This is a genomic window from Burkholderia sp. HI2714, assembly GCF_002223085.1.
GTDB lineage: Bacteria > Pseudomonadota > Gammaproteobacteria > Burkholderiales > Burkholderiaceae > Burkholderia > Burkholderia lata_D.
Window position 1 is genome coordinate 1 of sequence record NZ_NKFM01000025.1, and the last position, 16530, is coordinate 16530.

Genomic DNA, 16530 nt, shown 5'->3' on the forward strand with positions numbered 1-16530 from the left:
CACGCGAGATCCCGAACTTCAAGTACGTGCCGGTGCTCTCCGAGCCGGACGCCGGCGATCAATGGACGGGCCGCACCGGCTTCGTCCATCGCGCGGTGATCGAGGATCTGCCCGATCTGTCGGGCCACCAGGTGTACGCATGCGGCGCACCGGTGATGGTCGAGTCCGCGCAGCGCGACTTCACGCAGCACCACGCGCTGCCGGCCGACGAGTTCTACGCGGACTCGTTCACGAGCGCCGCCGATCTCGCGCATCCGGTCTGAGGCCCGCGCACCCGCGTACGGCACTTCGCGCCGCGATGTCACATCCGTGGCATCGCGGCGGTTTACAGTGTGGCGCGGGATGCCTTATGCTTGCGCACATGAACTGCTTCCTGTCCGCCCTTCGACGTCGCCGCTCGCCGCTCCGCCCGGATGCCGCAGGCTCGTTACGGACTCGCGCGTAACCCCCGCACTGCTTCACCGGTTACGCACAAGCTGTTCGACCCACCAGCCACGGCCTTCCGTGGCTTTTTTATTGCCCGTTTCCCTTTCAACGTCCGCTGGAGTCTGCTGCCATGCCCCTGAACGATTATCCGATCGACTCGCTGATGTACATCACGAACCGCCCCGACATCGTGTTTACGCACGGCAAGGGTTCGTGGCTCTACGATCACACGGGCAAGCGCTATCTGGACTTCATCCAGGGCTGGGCCGTCAACAGCCTCGGCCATTGCAACGAAGGCATCGTCGACGCGCTGAAGACGCAGGCGGAAAAGCTCCTGAACCCGTCGCCCGCGTTCTACAACGAACCGATGGCGAAGCTCGCGGGCCTGCTCACGCAGCACAGCGTGTTCGACAAGGTGTTCTTCACGAACAGCGGCGCGGAAGCGAACGAAGGCGCGATCAAGCTCGCGCGCAAGTGGGGCCGCAAGTTCAAGAACGGCGCGTACGAGATCATCACGTTCGACCACAGCTTCCACGGCCGCACGCTCGCGACGATGTCGGCCAGCGGCAAGCCGGGCTGGGACACGATCTACGCGCCGCAGGTGCCGGGCTTCCCGAAGGCCGAGCTGAACGACATCAACTCGGTCGAGAAGCTGATCACCGACAAGACCGTCGCGGTGATGCTCGAACCGATCCAGGGCGAAGGCGGCGTGATTCCGGCCACGCGTGAATTCATGCAGGCGCTGCGCGCGCTGACGAAGCAGCACGACCTGCTGCTGATCGTCGACGAAGTGCAAAGCGGCTGCGGCCGCGCGGGCACGCTGTTCGCGTACGAGTTGTCCGGCATCGAGCCGGACGTCATGACGCTCGCGAAAGGCATCGGCGGCGGCGCCCCGCTCGGCGCGCTGCTGTCGAAGGCCGAGTTCGCGGTGTTCGAGGCCGGCGACCAGGGCGGCACGTACAACGGCAATCCGCTGATGACGGCGGTCGGCTATTCGGTGATCTCGCAGCTCGTCGCACCGGGCTTCCTCGAAGGCGTGCGTGCGCGCAGCGAATACCTGAAGCGCAAGCTGCTCGAGCTGTCGGAAGAGCGCGGCTTCGAAGGCGAACGCGGCGAAGGCCTGCTGCGCGCATTGCTGCTCGGCAAGGACATCGGCCCGCAGATCGTCGAGAAGGCCCGTGACATGCAGCCCGACGGCCTGCTGCTGAATGCCGCGCGGCCGAACCTGCTGCGCTTCATGCCCGCACTGAACGTGACGACCGAGGAAATCGACCAGATGATGGCGATGCTGCGGTCGGTGCTCGACACGCTCTAAGGAGAACCCGCCGATGGATGCCGCCGCCGATGCTGTTGCAATCCGCCCGTTCGAACGCGCCGACACCGATGCCGTGCTCGCGGTATGGCGCGACGCGTTCCCGCAGTACGAAGACGCGGATGCGCCGCCGCACCGCGATCCGCTGCGATCGATCGAGCTGAAGCTCGCGACGCAGCCGGAACTGTTCTTCGTCGCGACCAGCGGCGCGCGCGTGGTCGGCACGCTGATGGCGGGTTTCGACGGGCATCGCGGCTGGCTCTACTCGTTCGGCGTATCGAACGACGCACGCCGGCTCGGCATCGGCCGCGCGCTGATCGCGCATGCGGAACGCGCGCTCGCCGCGCGCGGCTGCCTGAAGATCAACCTGCAGGTGCTGCCCGGCAACGACGATGCGTGCCGCTTCTACGCGGCGCTCGGCTATCGCGTCGAGGAACGCATCTCGTTCGGCAAGACGCTGCCGGCCGCGTGAAGCAGAGGCCGGCAGGCCGCCACGTCAGCGCGTGATCGGCCCCGCGCCCGGCAGCGGATTGCCGAGCGCGTCGGTCGGCACGGCCTGCTGCTCGAACGCGGCGAAATACGCGGCCCACTGCGTGTCGCTCACGCGCACGATCAGCGCGCCGTCCTGCCAGATGTCGTTGTGATCGTTGTGGTCGTCGCCCGCGCGGTGCAGGTAGTTCGAGCCGGTCGAACCCTGGTTCATGTGCGTATCGTGGATGCCGTTGCCTTCCGAATACGAACGGCCGAACACGACGACGTCGAGCCCCTGCGACTGCGCGGCGTTCACCAGCCGCAGCAGCGACGGGATCGGCTCCTGATTCTCCGTGCCGTCCATCACGGCGCTCGGGCGCCATGCGCCCGTTTCGTTCAGGATGTCGCTGCGCAGGTAGTCGAGCGCGGGCAATGCCGCCTGCCCCGTCAGGTCCGTATAGCCTTCGGCGGCGGCCTCGAGCGTCTGCGTGATCGGGTGGTGGAAATCGTAGACGAGCTTGTAGTTCAGCAGGTCGTCCGCGTCGTTGGTGCCGACATTGATCGCGACGTCCCAGTCGCCGCCGGGCAACGCCAGCGTCAGGTGGATGTGATATTGGATCTCGCTGCCGTGCGGCGAGCCTTTCAGCTTCGCCACCGATGTAACCTTCGCCTTCACGAAACCGTAGTCCAGACTCATGCGTGCTCTCCGTGTGCCGATCGGCCGCCGATGCTACGCGGCCCGTGTGACGGTTGGCAGGCGACCGGCAACGGGCGGCCGCCCCATCGTTCCCGCGCCGCGTGCGCGGCGCAACAGTCGAATGGAGTCGCGCCCGCACGCACAAGTTCGACCGGAATCGCATGACACGAAAAAAAAGGCTGTCACGGCATCCCGTGACAGCCTTTCGAAAGCCCGTGTGCGACGCGCCCGGCATCTGCCGTCGCGCGCCGCCGGGCCCGCTCATTCACTCACTCATTCACCCAGGTACGCGGCACGCACCTTCGGATCGTCGAGCATCTGCTTCGCATCGCCTTCCATCGTGACCGTGCCCGAATCCATCACGTAGCCACGATCGGCCGCCTGCAGCGCGAGGCGCGCGTTCTGCTCGACGAGCAGCACCGTGATGCCCTCCTTCGAGATTTCACGCACCACTTCGAAGATCTTCTCGACCATGATCGGCGACAGGCCCATCGACGGTTCGTCGAGCAGCAGCAGCTTCGGCTTCGAGAGGATCGCGCGCGACATCGCCAGCATCTGCTGCTCGCCGCCCGACAGCGTGCCCGCGAGCTGCGTCGCACGCTCCTTCAGGCGCGGGAAGAAGCCGAACATGCGGTCGACGTCCTTCTTGATCTGCTCGTTGTCGTTGCGCAGGTACGCGCCCATCTGCATGTTCTCGACGATCGACATCCGCGCGAAGATCCCGCGGCCTTCCGGCACCATCGCGAGGCCGCGCTTGAGCAGCTCGTGCGACGGGATGCCCTTGATCGACTTGCCTTCGTACTCGATGTCGCCTGCCGAATACGCCTTGAGACCCGTGATCGCCTTCATCGTCGTGGTCTTGCCCGCGCCGTTCGCGCCGATCAGCGTCACGAGCTCGCCCTGGCGGACTTCCATGTCAACGCCCTTGACGGCCTGGATGCCGCCGTAGTTGACCTGCAAGCCCTTGATTTTCAACATTGCCGCTGCCATCAGTGCACCCCTGCGCCGAGATATGCCTCAATCACCTTCGGATTCTTCTGCACGTCCTGCGGCAGACCTTCGGCGATCACCTTGCCGTAATCGAGCACCGTCATCCGGTTGCACAGCCCCATCACGAGCTTCACGTCGTGCTCGATCAGGAGAATCGTGCGGCCGTCCGAGCGGATCTTGTCGAGCAGGCGCGTGAGTTCGACCTTCTCGGTCGCGTTCATCCCGGCCGCCGGCTCGTCGAGCGCGAGCAGCTTCGGGTCGGTGGCCAGCGCGCGCGCGATCTCGAGGCGGCGCTGGTGGCCGTACGACAGGTTGCGCGACGTGTAGTCCGCGTACTGCAGCACGCCGACGTATTCGAGCAGCTCGATCGCGCGCTCCTTGATCTCGCGCTCTTCCTGGCGTTCGGCCGGCGTCTGGAACACCGCGCCGAGCAGCCCATGCTTGGTACGCACGTGGCGGCCCACCATCACGTTCTCGAGGGCCGTCATCCCGCCGAACAGGCGGATGTTCTGGAACGTGCGCGCGATGCCCGTCTTCGCGACCTGATGCACCGCGGTCGGCTTGTATTCCGTGCCGTCGAGCTTGAACTCGCCGGAGTCCGGCGTGTAGAGGCCCGTGATCACGTTGAAGAACGTCGTCTTGCCGGCGCCGTTCGGGCCGATCAGGCCGTAGATCTCACCTTCCCTGATCTGCAGACCGACGTCGGACAGCGCCTGCAGGCCGCCGAAGCGTTTGTTCACGCCCTGCACGGACAGTCGGATTTGTTTGTCGCTCATGTGTGTATCCCCTCGTCCGTAGGTTAAGCGCGCACCGGCTTCTTGCTGGCGCGCTTCGCCAGTTTCGCGATCTTGTCCTCATGCTTCGGCGCGGGCCACAGGCCTTCCGAGCGATACAGCATGATGACGACCATCGCGAGGCCGTACAGCGCCTGACGGATCACTTCCGTATCGACGATGTCATGACCGAACAGCGCGTGCTGCAGCGGGCTCATCGTCGAGCGCAGGAATTCCGGGAAGATCGCGAGCAGCACCGCACCCAGGATCACGCCCGGGATGTGGCCCATGCCGCCGAGCACCACGCAGGCCAGCACGACGATCGATTCCCAGAACGTGAACGATTCCGGCGACACGAAGCCCTGGAACGAACCGAACATCGCACCCGACAGGCCGCCGAACGACGCGCCCATCGCGAATGCGAGCAGCTTCACGTTGCGGGTGTTGATGCCCATCGCCTTCGCCGCGATCTCGTCTTCGCGGATCGCCGCCCATGCGCGGCCGATACGCGAGTGCTGCAGGCGCGTACACACCCAGATCACCAGCAGCGAGCACAGCACGAACAGGTAGTAGTACATGTAGACCGACGGCAGCTGGATCCCGAACAGCGAATGCGTCTGCGCGAGGCTGAAGTCGCCGACGTGCACCGGATCGATGCCCGTGATCCCCTTCGGGCCGTTGGTGATGTTCACCGGACGGTCGAGGTTGTTCATGAAGATCCGGACGATTTCACCGAAGCCGAGCGTCACGATCGCCAGGTAGTCGCCGCGCAGGCGCAGCGTCGGCGCGCCGAGCAGGATCCCGAAGGTCGCCGCCAGCGCCATCGCGATCGGCACGATGATCAGGAACGGGATGTGCAGCCCGTTCGGCGCGAGCGCCGCGATCCACTCGAACTGCGAGGTCAGGTGCGGCGAACTCAACAATGCCGCGGTGTACGCACCCACCGCGTAGAACGCGATGTAACCCAGGTCGAGCAGGCCGGCGAAGCCGACCACCACGTTCAGGCCCAGCGCGAGCATCACGTACAGCATCGCGAAGTCGAGCACGCGGACCCAGTAGTTGCCGCCGGCCGAGCCGATGATGATCGGCGCCGCGATCACGAAGACCGCGGTCAGGAGGCCGATGATGACGGTCTTGGTGGTGTTGCGCTCTTCGACGAGCGACGTCGAGGATTCGATCGGTTGAATGGATGTCATGTTGTTTGCTCCCTTCCGTTACGCGCGATCCGCGACACGTTCGCCCAGCAGGCCGGACGGACGGAACACCAGCACGATGATCAGCACGATGAAGGCGAACACGTCCTGGTAGTTACTGCCGAATACGCCGCCCGTGAGGTTGCCGATGTAGCCGGCCCCGAGCTGCTCGATCAGGCCGAGCAGCACGCCGCCGACCATCGCACCGCCGAGGTTGCCGATCCCGCCCAGCACCGCAGCGGTGAATGCCTTCATGCCGGGGATGAAGCCCATGTAGAAGTGCACGTTGCCGTATTCGGATGCGATCATCACGCCGGCCAGTGCGGCGAGCGCGGAGCCGATCATGAACGTCGCGGAGATCACGAAGTTCGGGTTCACGCCCATCAGGCTCGCGGTGTTCGGGCTTTCGGCGATCGCGCGCATCGCGCGGCCGAGCTTGGTCTTGTGCACGAGCAGCAGCAGGCCGCCCATCACGATGAACGCGACGGCGATGATCACGATTTCAGTCACCGAGATCACGGCGCCGGGCGTCGTATCGGTGGCCTTGATCACGTTGATCGGATCGGTCGGCAGCAATTGCGGGAACGGCAGCGGGTTGCGCGACCAGATGATCATCGCGGCGGTCTGCAGCAGGATCGACACGCCGATCGCGGTGATCAGCGGGGCGAGGCGCGGTGCGCGACGCAGCGGCCGGTAGGCGACCCGCTCGATCGTGAAGCCGACGAATGCACAGACGACTGCGGCGATGCCCAGGCCGATCGTCAGCGTCGCGACGTTGCCGAGTCCGGGGAAATGGTTCTGCAGCACGGTGATGGCCGACAGGGCGACCATCGCGCCGATCATCAGCACGTCGCCATGCGCGAAGTTGATGATGCCGAGAATGCCGTACACCATCGTGTAGCCCAACGCGATGATGGCGTAGACACTGCCGAGCACCAGCCCGTTGAGAACCTGCTGGACGAAAATATCCATTTAAAGCTCCTTGGCCCGTGCTGCCGGAGGACGTTGCGCCCCGCGGGTAAGCGAGGAATCGCGCCTTCTCGGCGACACTGCGGGTACTAGTCGATACCGGTAAGGGTGGATCGTCCCGGCGCGCGCCGCCCGGCCTGTACGGCCGGACCTGCCGCCGGAGCGGATACAAAAACGGCACCGCACTGTTCCGGTGCCGTCATGAGTCCCGTCGCTAAATCGTCACGACATCGAGGACGGTGTTCGTGGCCTCCTTGAAGTCGTAGGGCAGCATGCCGAGACGGCCATCGTCCGGTTGCCCGGCATCCGTGCCTTTTCCCGTCCGGCGCGAGGCAAGCCCCGCACCCGGGCGGATCGGATTCCGTGCCGCGCTGCCTCGCAAGGCACCGCGAACGCCGCGCCCGACATTCGTCAGGACTGCGTCGGAATCCATCGTACGAACCAGACCGCGCGCCGCGACATCATTGCTCGCGGCAACGCGCTGTTTCGTCGAATCGAAATGAAAGGGGACCGGCGACATCGGCACGCTGCCCGCATCACCGGGCACCCTGGCCGGCCTGCGTCGATCGGCGCGCACGGTCGCTGTCACGCCACGACCGGCGGCCTGCTGTGCTGCAACCTGCGTGCCCGCTGCCTGGCCGTTCGCCAGGCCAAGCGCGTTGATTTCCTCGATCGCCAAACGTGCCCCGTTTTCCTTGTCCTTGCCCAATTGCGCGGTGCGGCCCACGAACGATGCCGCACGACCGGTTCCGGCGACGCGCACGCCGCTGGCCGGCGGTGCCGCGAACGCCGCAGCCTCCCTCCCCGCCTCGTCGTCGCTCTTTTTGCTGCAGCCGGCAAGCATTGCAACCGGTGCGGCGACGGACATGGCGTAAGCCAACTTCACATGCATCGAGTGGTCTCCCGCGCCTTGCCAAAATCCGATTTCAAAGCCATTCAGGCCTGAAAACGGGCGCATTGTAACTCCATTTATAGGACGCCAATAATCCTGATTCGATGGGGTTTTCCTGCATTGCAACCAATTTTGAGAGACGCTTGGAAGCGCGCAGAGCAACCCGGTTGCACCATTGATCCGAATAATGGTTGCGATTGCGATTTCGACAGGCAAAAAAAAGCGCGCCGTAAGGCGCGCTTCGGTGTTCCGCGGGTGCGATGCGGCAATCAGGCGGCGGGCGGCAGGTTCAACCCGCGCGGCAGCGGAAACGACACGTTTTCCTCGATGCCGTCGAGCGCGCGCACATTGCGCACACCGAGTTCGCGCAGTCGCGCGATCACGGCCTGGGCGAGCACTTCGGGGGCCGACGCGCCGGCCGTCACGCCGATGCGACGCTTGCCTGCGACCCATGCCGGATCGATCTGGTCGGGTGCATCGACCATGTACGCGTCCACGCCGCGCTTCTCGGCCACTTCACGCAGGCGGCTCGAATTCGAGCTGTTCGGGCTGCCGACGACGATCACGACATCGCACTGCGGCGCCATGAACTTCACGGCGTCCTGGCGGTTCTGCGTCGCGTAGCAGATGTCCTGCTTCTTCGGCTCGCGGATCTTCGGATACTTGGCCTTCAACGCGCCGATGATCTCGGCCGCGTCGTCGACGGACAGCGTCGTCTGCGTGACGAGCGCGATGCGTTCGGGATCGGCGAGCTCGAGCTTCTGCACGTCCTCGACGCTCTCGACGAGATGCATGCCGCGCTCGACCTGCCCCATCGTGCCTTCGACTTCCGGATGGCCCTTGTGCCCGATCATGACGATGTCGACGCCGTCCTGGCGCATCTTCGCCACTTCGACGTGCACCTTCGTGACGAGCGGGCAGGTTGCGTCGTAAATGCGCAACCCGCGCACGTCGGCCTCGTCGCGCACGGCCTTCGACACGCCGTGCGCGCTGAAGATCACGGTATTGCCGGCCGGCACTTCCTCGAGTTCCTCGACGAAGATCGCGCCTTTCTTCTTCAGATCCTCGACCACGTACTTGTTGTGGACGATCTCGTGACGGACGTAGATCGGCGCACCGTGCATCGCGATGGCGCGCTCGACGATCTCGATGGCGCGATCGACGCCCGCGCAGAAACCGCGCGGCTGGGCCAGCAGGATTTCGGCATCGGCGGCGACGGTCTGCCCGGACAGTGTATCGGTGGTGCTCATGATTACAGGATTCCGATGATTTTCACTTCGAACGTGAGCGCTTGGCCCGCGAGCGGATGATTGAAGTCGAACAGTGCCGAGGTTTCGCTGACTTCCTTCAGCACCCCCGCGTATCGGCCACCGTCCGGCGCGTTGAACTCGATCAGTTCGCCCGGCGTGAAATCGTCGCCGACCATCCCGTTCTCGCGCAGCGTCGACAGCGTCACGCGCTGGAGCATGTCGGGATTGCGGGGACCGAACCCTTGTTCGGGGGCTAGCTGAAAAGTCGAATGGTCGCCGACCCTGAGGCCGATCAGAATCTGTTCCAGCGACGGCGCCAGTTGCCCCGCGCCGAGCAGCAGCGTGGCCGGCTTGTCGGTGAAGGTGTTGACGATATCGGCGCCGTCGGCCAGTGCCAGCCGGTAATGCAACGTGACGTGGGAACCGGGCTTCACTTCGGATAGATCGATGAGGCTCATGAATTACTCGTTCAGTCGGCGCCCGATACGGCCGAACGGCCCGGCGCAAAACCAATATTGTAAGTCACCTGAGCGCGCAAGGCGGAAAGTGCGACGACGTCGCGCACACCGCCCGCCGCCAATGGAGTTTCAAGCATGCTGTCACCCTGCCCTGCCTTGCCGTCCGTCGAATGCCGCGACAGCACCGATCTGCCGGCCGATCCGCCCGGCCGCGTCATCCCGATCCACCGGCGCAAACGCCGCCTGCGCGGCTGGCGGCCCGAGCGGCCGCGCGAGCGATTGCTGGAGCGTGGGCCGGCAGCGCTGACCGACGACGAACTGGTCGCCCTGCTGCTCGGCACGGGCAAGCCCGGGCACGACGTGTTCACCACCGCCCGCGCACTGGTCAAGCAGTTCAAGTCGTTGCACGGGCTGCTCGAGGCGACCACCGACGATTTCGAGGCGCACCCCGGCATCGGCCCCGCGCGCTCCGCGCGGCTGGTTGCCGTCATCGAGATCGCGCGTCGCATGCTGAAGGAGAAAGCGCACGAGAAGAAGCCGATCGATTCACCCAGCGCGGTCGAGGACTATCTGCGGCTGAAGATCGGCGCGCGTCCGTACGAAGTGTTCGCGGCGGTCTACCTCGACGCGCGCCACGGCCTGATCGACATGGAGGAAATCACCCGCGGCTCGCTGACGCGCATGGCCGTCTACCCGCGCGAGATCGTGCGCCGCGCGATGGCATACAACGCCGCGGCCCTGATCGTCGCCCACAATCATCCGTCGGGCGCGGTGCAGCCGAGCGCGGAAGATCGCCGCCTGACCCGCGTGCTGCACGACGCGCTCGCGCTCGTCGATGTCAGGCTGCTCGATCACGTCGTGATCGGCACCAGTGATACCTTTTCGTTCGCACGGGCCGGTTGGATGTAGACTGTGCGGTTGCGGCCCGCCCAAGGGCGCCGCAACGGTGATGCGAAATTAGGTTTGATTTTTCTGAACTTTTTCTGCTAGAATCGCCGTCTGTCTTTTTTCCAACCAGTTCTAGCCATCGAAGGGCCTTGTCTGTAAGGGCTTCGGCGTTCTGAGTGCAGCCATGGATCACGTGGCGGTACGATGGAACCTTCATCGGCGATCGAACCCCGAATTTAGCGTATTAGGAGTGCTCTCATGGCACGCGTATGCCAAGTAACTGGGAAAGCGCCGATGAGCGGCAACAACGTTTCCCACGCCAACAACAAGACCAAGCGTCGCTTCCTGCCGAACCTGCAAAACCGCCGGTTCTGGGTTGAGAGCGAAAACCGCTGGGTGCGCCTGCGCGTCTCGAACGCCGGCCTGCGCCTGATCGACAAGAACGGCATCGATTCCGTGCTCGCTGACCTGCGCGCACGCGGCGAAGCCTAAGCCCAAGGAGCACAATCATGGCAAAAGGCGCACGCGACAAGATCAAGCTTGAGTCGACCGCTGGTACGGGTCACTTCTACACGACCACGAAGAACAAGCGCAACATGCCGGAAAAGATGGCGATCAAGAAGTTCGATCCCGTCGTCCGCAAGCATGTGGAATACAAAGAAACCAAGATCAAGTAATCTCCGGTTTCTGCCAGCCTGACGGCGACCGAAAAGCCCCGCACATGCGGGGCTTTTTGTTTTGCGCGCACGCTCCGGCGCGACGCGGTATGCTCTCCCCTTTCCGCGGCCACGGCCGCCGGAACGCACAAGATCAAAAGCGTAACGATGGAGATGCAGCATGAAATTCGACGTGGCGATCGTCGGCAGCGGCCTGGCAGGGCTGTCGGTCGCACTCAACCTGGCCAGCACGCGACGTGTCGCGCTGATCGCGAAACGGTCGATGATGGAGGGCGCGAGCGATAACGCGCAAGGCGGCATCGCGGCAGTCCTCGATTCGGCGGACAGCATCGAGAACCACGTCGACGACACGCTGGTCGCCGGTGGCGGCTTGTGCGACGAAGGCGCGACGCGCTATATCGTCGAGCACGGCCGCGAAGCGATCGAATGGCTGATCTCGCAGGGCGTGCCGTTCACGAAGGACGACGCGGCCGAGCTCGGCTTCCATCTCACGCGCGAAGGCGGCCACAGCCACCGCCGGATCATCCACGCGGCCGACGCGACCGGCCATGCGGTGCTCGCCACGCTGTCGGCGCGTGCGCGCCAGCATCCGAACATCACGTTCTTCGAAAACCACCACGCGATCGACCTGATCACGTCGGACCGGCTCGGCCTGCCCGGCCGCCGCTGTCACGGCCTGTACGCGCTCGACGTCGACAACGACCGCACGATCACGATCGAGGCGCCGCATACGGTGCTCGCAACGGGCGGCGCCGGCAAGGTCTACCTGTACACGACGAACCCCGACACCGCGACCGGCGACGGCATCGCGATGGCGTGGCGTGCGGGCTGCCGCGTGTCGAACATGGAATTCATCCAGTTCCACCCGACCTGCCTGTTCCATCCGTACGCAAAGTCGTTCCTGATTTCCGAAGCCGTGCGCGGCGAAGGCGGCCTGTTGAAGCTGCCCGACGGCACGCGCTTCATGCCCGCACACGATCCGCGCGCCGAACTCGCGCCGCGCGACATCGTCGCGCGCGCGATCGACTTCGAGATCAAGAAGCGCGGGATCGACTGCGTGTATCTCGACATCAGCCACCAGCCGGAAGCGTTCCTGCGCGAACACTTCCCGACGATCCACGCGCGCTGCCTCGAATTCGGCATCGACATCGCGAAAGAGCCGATTCCCGTCGTGCCGGCCGCACACTACACGTGCGGCGGCGTCGTCACCGATCTCGCCGGGCGCACCGATCTCGCGGGCCTGTATGCGGTCGGCGAAACGTCGTACACGGGGCTCCACGGCGCGAACCGGCTCGCGAGCAACTCGCTGCTCGAATGTCTCGTGATCGGCCGTGCCGCGGCCGAAGCGATCGAGGCAGCCGGCTTCGATGCCGAAACGCCGGCCACGCTGCCCGCATGGGACGAAAGCCGCGTATCGGATGCGGACGAGGAAGTCGTCGTTGCGCACAACTGGGACGAGCTGCGCCGCCTGATGTGGAACTACGTCGGCATCGTGCGCACCGACAAGCGCCTCGAACGCGCGAAGCACCGATTGTCGCTGCTGCGCGACGAGATCCAGGAGTACTACGCGAACTTCCGCGTGACGCGCGATCTGCTCGAGCTGCGCAACCTCGTCGACGTGGCGACGCTGATCGTGAAGAGCGCACACTCGCGCCGCGAAAGCCGCGGGCTGCACTACAGCCGCGACTGGCCGAACTCGCTGCCGAAGGCACTGCCGAGCGTGCTCACGCCGCGTGCGCGTCGCTGAGCGGCACGCCCTTCCCGGCTGCGGTCGCACAGGAAAAAAGCCGTTGGCGTTTGCGCGCCAACGGCTTTTTTGTCTGATCGAACGCGTTCGGTCAGTCGACGATCCGCATCGAATAGTCCGTCGCGCGCACGTCCTTCGTCAGCGCGCCGATCGAGATACGGTCGACCCCCGTTTCCGCGAACGCACGCACCGTCTCGAAATTGACGCCGCCCGACACTTCGAGCACGGCCTTGCCGTTCGCCACACGCACCGCTTCACGCATCATGTCGAGCGTGAAGTTGTCGAGCAACACCGACTGCGCGCGATGTGCGAGCGCAGTATCGAGTTGTGCAAGCGTCTCGACTTCGACCTGCACGGGCACACCCGACTCCAGCGCAAATGCCGCGTCGAGCGCCTCGCCGACACCGCCTGCCGCCGCGATGTGGTTTTCCTTGATCAGGATGCCGTCGTACAACGCGAGACGCTGGTTCTCGCCCCCGCCGACGCGCACCGCGTACTTCTGCGCGAGCCGCAGGCCCGGTAGCGTCTTGCGCGTATCGAGGATCTTCGCGCGCGTGCCTTCGACGCGATCGACGTAACGACGCGTCGCGGTCGCGACGCCCGACAGCAACTGCAGGAAGTTCAGCCCGTTGCGCTCGGCCGTCAGCAGCGCGCGCGCCGGCCCTTCGAGTTCGCAGACGGTCGAATCGGGCGACATCCGGTCACCTTCGCGATAGCGCCATTGCACGACGATCGACGGATCGATCCGGGCAATCACGGCCTCGAACCACGGCACGCCGCACAGCACGGCTTCCTCGCGCACGATGATGCGTGCACGGCGACGTCCGCCGGCCGGTACGAGCCGCCCGGTCTGGTCGCCGGTGCCGACGTCTTCCGCGATCGCATCGGCCACGTTGCGCGCGATCGCATTGTCGAATGCCGTGCCGTATTGCTCGCGGACGATGTTGAACAGCGGGGATACTGCGGAACTCGCGCCGCCTTCCGCCGGGCCGCCCCCAAGGAAGGTGGCCGCCCCCTCGGGGGGCACCGAACGAATGTGAGCGTGGGGGCTATTCATTATGCAGCCCCCACGTTCGCGAACAGTTGCTGGTCACGCTGCAGATCGCCGCTCGCCTGCACGCGCTTCTTGTGCGCGGCCGCGAAATCGAGCATCCGGTCGATCGGCAGGCGTGCGCGCTCGCCGATCGCGGGATCGACGAAGATCTCGTTGTGACCGCGCTCGAGCACGTCGGCGAGGTTCGCGAGGCCGTTCATTGCCATCCACGGGCAGTGCGCGCAGCTCTTGCAGGTGGCGCTGTTGCCGGCCGTCGGCGCGGCGATGAAGGTCTTGCCGGGCGCCGCAAGCTGCATCTTGTGCAGGATGCCGAGATCGGTCGCGACGATGAAGTGCGTCGCGTCGAACTTGACCGCCGCATCGATCAGCTGCGTGGTCGAGCCGACCACATCGGCCTGCGCGACGACGTTTTCCGGCGACTCGGGGTGGACGAGCACCTTCGCGTCCGGATACTCGGCGCGCAGCAGGTCGAGCTCGATGCCCTTGAATTCGTCGTGAACGAGGCACGAGCCTTGCCACAGCAGCATGTCCGCGCCGGTTTTCTTCTGGATGTAGCTGCCGAGATGGCGATCCGGCGCCCAGATGATCTTCTCGCCGCGTGCATGCAGGTCGGCCACGATCTCGAGGCCGATCGACGACGTGACCATCCAGTCCGCGCGCGCCTTCACGGCAGCGCTGGTATTCGCGTAGACGACGACGGTACGGTCGGGATGCGCATCGCAGAACGCCGAGAATTCGTCGACGGGGCAGCCGAGGTCGAGCGAGCACGTCGCATCGAGATCGGGCATCAGGATGCGTTTGTTCGGGCTCAGGATCTTCGCGGTCTCGCCCATGAAGCGCACGCCGGCGACGACCAGCGTCTGCGCGTCGTGGTCACGGCCGAAGCGGGCCATTTCGAGCGAATCGGCGACACAGCCGCCAGTTTCGTCGGCGAGCTCCTGCAGCTCGGCGTCGACGTAGTAGTGCGCGACCAGCACGGCCTTTTCACGCACGAGCAATGCCTTGATGCGCGCCTTCAGCGCGGCCCGCTCTTCGGCGGACGGTGCATCGGGCACCTTGGCCCATGCCTGCCCCACGCCGCATACGGTCCCTGCTGCAACGGGCCGGTCGTACTCGACGGGTTTGATCGTCGATTGCATCTCCATATCTCCTGTCGACCAGCGTTAGTGCTTTAGCACTTACGCTGGTCCCATGCTTCGCGGTCGATCAGAGTTAGCGCTTTAGCGCTTACTCTGATCCCATGCTTCGCGGTCGACCAGCGATAGTGCTTTAGCACTTACGCTGATCCCATGCTTTGCGGTCGATCAGCGTTAGCGCTTCGGCGCCCACTCCGATCCTAGCCCAAGAACAACACTTCCACGTTGCCCCAAGCCTCATACCAATCCGGCCCTGCCGAACACCGTTCAAAAACTGCCGGACCAAATAAAAAACCCCGCCAACGCGGGGTTTTTGACGTCCTTAGATTCTAATCGATTTCGAATCAGGCGTAGCGGCGCAGGCGCGTCGCGAATTCCTGCAGCGCCTTGATGCCGCTTTGTTCTGCGCGATGGCACCAATCCTGCAATTGCGCGAGAAGCTGTTCGCGCGATGCGGTCGAACGATCCCAGATCGCGGCGAGATCCTGGCGCAGCTGGAAATAGGTTTGCAGCTTCTGGCTGTTCGCGAAGATTTCCGGCAGCAGCTTCTTCTGCGGCTCGTCGAGGCCGTCGGCGTCCTTGTGGAACCACTTGCGCGCGCCGCGCATCATCTGGTACTTCTCGCCGCCGATTTCCTTCAGGTGCGCGAGCTCCTGGCGGTACGCACGCTTCACGGCCTTGCCGTAGCGCGCCATCACTTCGTAGCGGTTCGACAGCACGGCCTGCAGCGTTTCCTGGTCGAGCACCGTCTTCGGCTTGTTCAGGCGCGGCGTCGGCGCGACCTTCTTGACCTTCGCGAGACCGAATGCCGACATGATGCGGATGTACATCCAGCCGATGTCGAACTCGTACCACTTGTTCGACAGCTTCGCCGACGTCGCGAACGTGTGGTGGTTGTTGTGCAGCTCTTCGCCGCCGATCACGATGCCCCACGGGAACAGGTTCGTGCTCGCGTCGGCCGAGTTGAAGTTGCGATAGCCCCAGAAGTGACCGAAGCCGTTGACGACGCCCGCCGCCCAGAACGGAATCCAGACCATCTGCACGGCCCACACGGTCAGGCCGAGCACGCCGAACAGCGCGACGTCGATCACCATCATCATGCTGATGCCGAGGATCGGGTACTTCGAGTAGACGTTGCGCTCGAGCCAGTCGTTCGGCGTGCCGTGGCTGAACTTGCGCATCGTCTCTTCGTTCTTCGCTTCCGCGCGATACAGCTCGGCGCCCTCGAGGAACACCTTCCAGATGCCGCGCGTCTGCGGGCTGTGCGGATCTTCCTCGGTCTCGCACTTCGCGTGGTGCTTGCGGTGAATCGCCGCCCACTGGCCGGTCAGCATGCCGGTGGTCATCCACAGCCAGAAGCGGAAGAAGTGGCTCGCGATCGGATGCAGCTCCAGTGCGCGGTGCGCCTGGCAGCGGTGCAGGTAGACGGTCACGCCGATGATCGTGACGTGCGTGACGGCGAGCGCGAACAATGCGACTTGCCACCACGAAAAATGCAGGAGCCCGTGGGAAAGAAAATCGAGCACAGAATTCAACAAGGCAGTTACCCGTGATGAGAGCGACGCCACGCTGGCGTCAGAAGAATGAAAGCATACCG

Annotated in this window: 18 protein-coding genes and 1 pseudogene; 7 read left to right on the forward strand and 12 right to left on the reverse strand. The window is 64.7% G+C overall.

Features of this window, described 5'->3' with window-relative positions; all coding sequences use genetic code 11:
* From CFB82_RS14045 to CFB82_RS14055, 3 genes and pseudogenes are all read left to right on the forward strand, one after another.
* Nucleotides 1-263: pseudogene (locus tag CFB82_RS14045) on the forward strand (CDP-6-deoxy-delta-3,4-glucoseen reductase); the annotation flags it as partial.
* Between the two features lie 293 nt (nt 264-556).
* Nucleotides 557-1741, forward strand: coding sequence for an acetylornithine transaminase (locus CFB82_RS14050; RefSeq protein WP_069248649.1), 1185 nt, complete (start codon nt 557-559; stop codon nt 1739-1741).
* A 13-nt stretch (nt 1742-1754) separates the two neighbouring features.
* Entirely contained in the window at nt 1755-2210 is a 456-nt protein-coding gene (locus CFB82_RS14055) for a GNAT family acetyltransferase (protein ID WP_046544599.1), read from the forward strand.
* Nucleotides 2211-2234: 24 nt separating this feature from the next.
* On the opposite strand, the gene CFB82_RS14060 is transcribed toward CFB82_RS14055, so the two are convergent.
* From CFB82_RS14060 to CFB82_RS43980, 9 genes are all read right to left on the reverse strand, one after another.
* Nucleotides 2235-2906: a DUF2278 family protein gene (locus CFB82_RS14060; protein WP_089446262.1), complete on the reverse strand. Its 672-nt coding sequence runs from the start codon at nt 2904-2906 to the stop codon at nt 2235-2237.
* 273 nt (nt 2907-3179) lie between these two features.
* Nucleotides 3180-3896, reverse strand: coding sequence for an ABC transporter ATP-binding protein (locus CFB82_RS14065; RefSeq protein WP_069248651.1), 717 nt, complete (start codon nt 3894-3896; stop codon nt 3180-3182).
* Nucleotides 3896-4672 carry an ABC transporter ATP-binding protein gene (locus tag CFB82_RS14070; RefSeq protein WP_069248652.1) on the reverse strand — a complete coding sequence of 259 codons (777 nt, stop codon included), beginning with the start codon at nt 4670-4672 and terminating at the stop codon, nt 3896-3898. Before CFB82_RS14070 ends, CFB82_RS14065 begins: the two co-directional genes overlap by 1 nt.
* A 23-nt stretch (nt 4673-4695) precedes the next feature.
* Entirely contained in the window at nt 4696-5865 is a 1170-nt protein-coding gene (locus CFB82_RS14075) for an ABC transporter permease subunit (RefSeq protein WP_069248653.1), read from the reverse strand.
* Between the two features lie 18 nt (nt 5866-5883).
* Entirely contained in the window at nt 5884-6834 is a 951-nt protein-coding gene (locus tag CFB82_RS14080; RefSeq protein WP_006488946.1) for a branched-chain amino acid ABC transporter permease, read from the reverse strand.
* A 211-nt stretch (nt 6835-7045) separates the two neighbouring features.
* Nucleotides 7046-7789, reverse strand: a complete 744-nt coding sequence (locus tag CFB82_RS14085; RefSeq protein ID WP_179255406.1) for an amino acid-binding protein — start codon at nt 7787-7789, stop codon at nt 7046-7048.
* Between the two features lie 203 nt (nt 7790-7992).
* Entirely contained in the window at nt 7993-8973 is a 981-nt protein-coding gene (gene ispH / locus CFB82_RS14090) for a 4-hydroxy-3-methylbut-2-enyl diphosphate reductase (RefSeq protein ID WP_011352949.1), read from the reverse strand.
* Between the two features lie 2 nt (nt 8974-8975).
* Nucleotides 8976-9431 carry an FKBP-type peptidyl-prolyl cis-trans isomerase gene (locus CFB82_RS14095; RefSeq protein WP_046544593.1) on the reverse strand — a complete coding sequence of 152 codons (456 nt, stop codon included), beginning with the start codon at nt 9429-9431 and terminating at the stop codon, nt 8976-8978.
* Between the two features lie 11 nt (nt 9432-9442).
* Nucleotides 9443-9568: a hypothetical protein gene (locus CFB82_RS43980; protein ID WP_256979042.1), complete on the reverse strand. Its 126-nt coding sequence runs from the start codon at nt 9566-9568 to the stop codon at nt 9443-9445.
* Between CFB82_RS43980 and radC the strand changes: the two genes are divergently transcribed.
* The 4 genes from radC (at nt 9567) to nadB (ending at nt 12743) form a co-directional block, all read left to right on the forward strand.
* The gene (gene radC / locus CFB82_RS14100; RefSeq protein ID WP_069248655.1) at nt 9567-10340 is read left to right on the forward strand and encodes a RadC family protein; all 774 of its coding nucleotides are present in this window, start codon (nt 9567-9569) and stop codon (nt 10338-10340) included. The two genes, CFB82_RS43980 and radC, sit on opposite strands and share 2 nt — an antisense overlap.
* A 237-nt stretch (nt 10341-10577) precedes the next feature.
* A complete protein-coding gene (gene rpmB, locus CFB82_RS14105; RefSeq protein ID WP_004186391.1) occupies nt 10578-10811 on the forward strand; it encodes a 50S ribosomal protein L28 in 234 nt (77 codons plus the stop codon).
* Between the two features lie 17 nt (nt 10812-10828).
* Entirely contained in the window at nt 10829-10996 is a 168-nt protein-coding gene (gene rpmG / locus CFB82_RS14110) for a 50S ribosomal protein L33 (RefSeq protein WP_006478046.1), read from the forward strand.
* A 160-nt stretch (nt 10997-11156) separates the two neighbouring features.
* Nucleotides 11157-12743: an L-aspartate oxidase gene (gene nadB, locus CFB82_RS14115; RefSeq protein WP_046544591.1), complete on the forward strand. Its 1587-nt coding sequence runs from the start codon at nt 11157-11159 to the stop codon at nt 12741-12743.
* Between the two features lie 91 nt (nt 12744-12834).
* Here nadB and nadC read toward each other — a convergent pair whose 3' ends face one another.
* The 3 genes from nadC to CFB82_RS14130 form a co-directional block, all read right to left on the reverse strand.
* On the reverse strand, nt 12835-13800 hold the full coding sequence (gene nadC / locus CFB82_RS14120) for a carboxylating nicotinate-nucleotide diphosphorylase (RefSeq protein WP_256990360.1): 966 nt from the start codon (nt 13798-13800) through the stop codon (nt 12835-12837).
* Entirely contained in the window at nt 13800-14936 is a 1137-nt protein-coding gene (gene nadA, locus CFB82_RS14125; protein ID WP_059816346.1) for a quinolinate synthase NadA, read from the reverse strand. The genes nadC and nadA overlap by 1 nt, the downstream gene beginning before the upstream one ends.
* Before the next feature lie 341 nt (nt 14937-15277).
* Nucleotides 15278-16471, reverse strand: coding sequence for a DesA family fatty acid desaturase (locus CFB82_RS14130; protein WP_069248656.1), 1194 nt, complete (start codon nt 16469-16471; stop codon nt 15278-15280).
* Nucleotides 16472-16530: the final 59 nt, after the last annotated feature.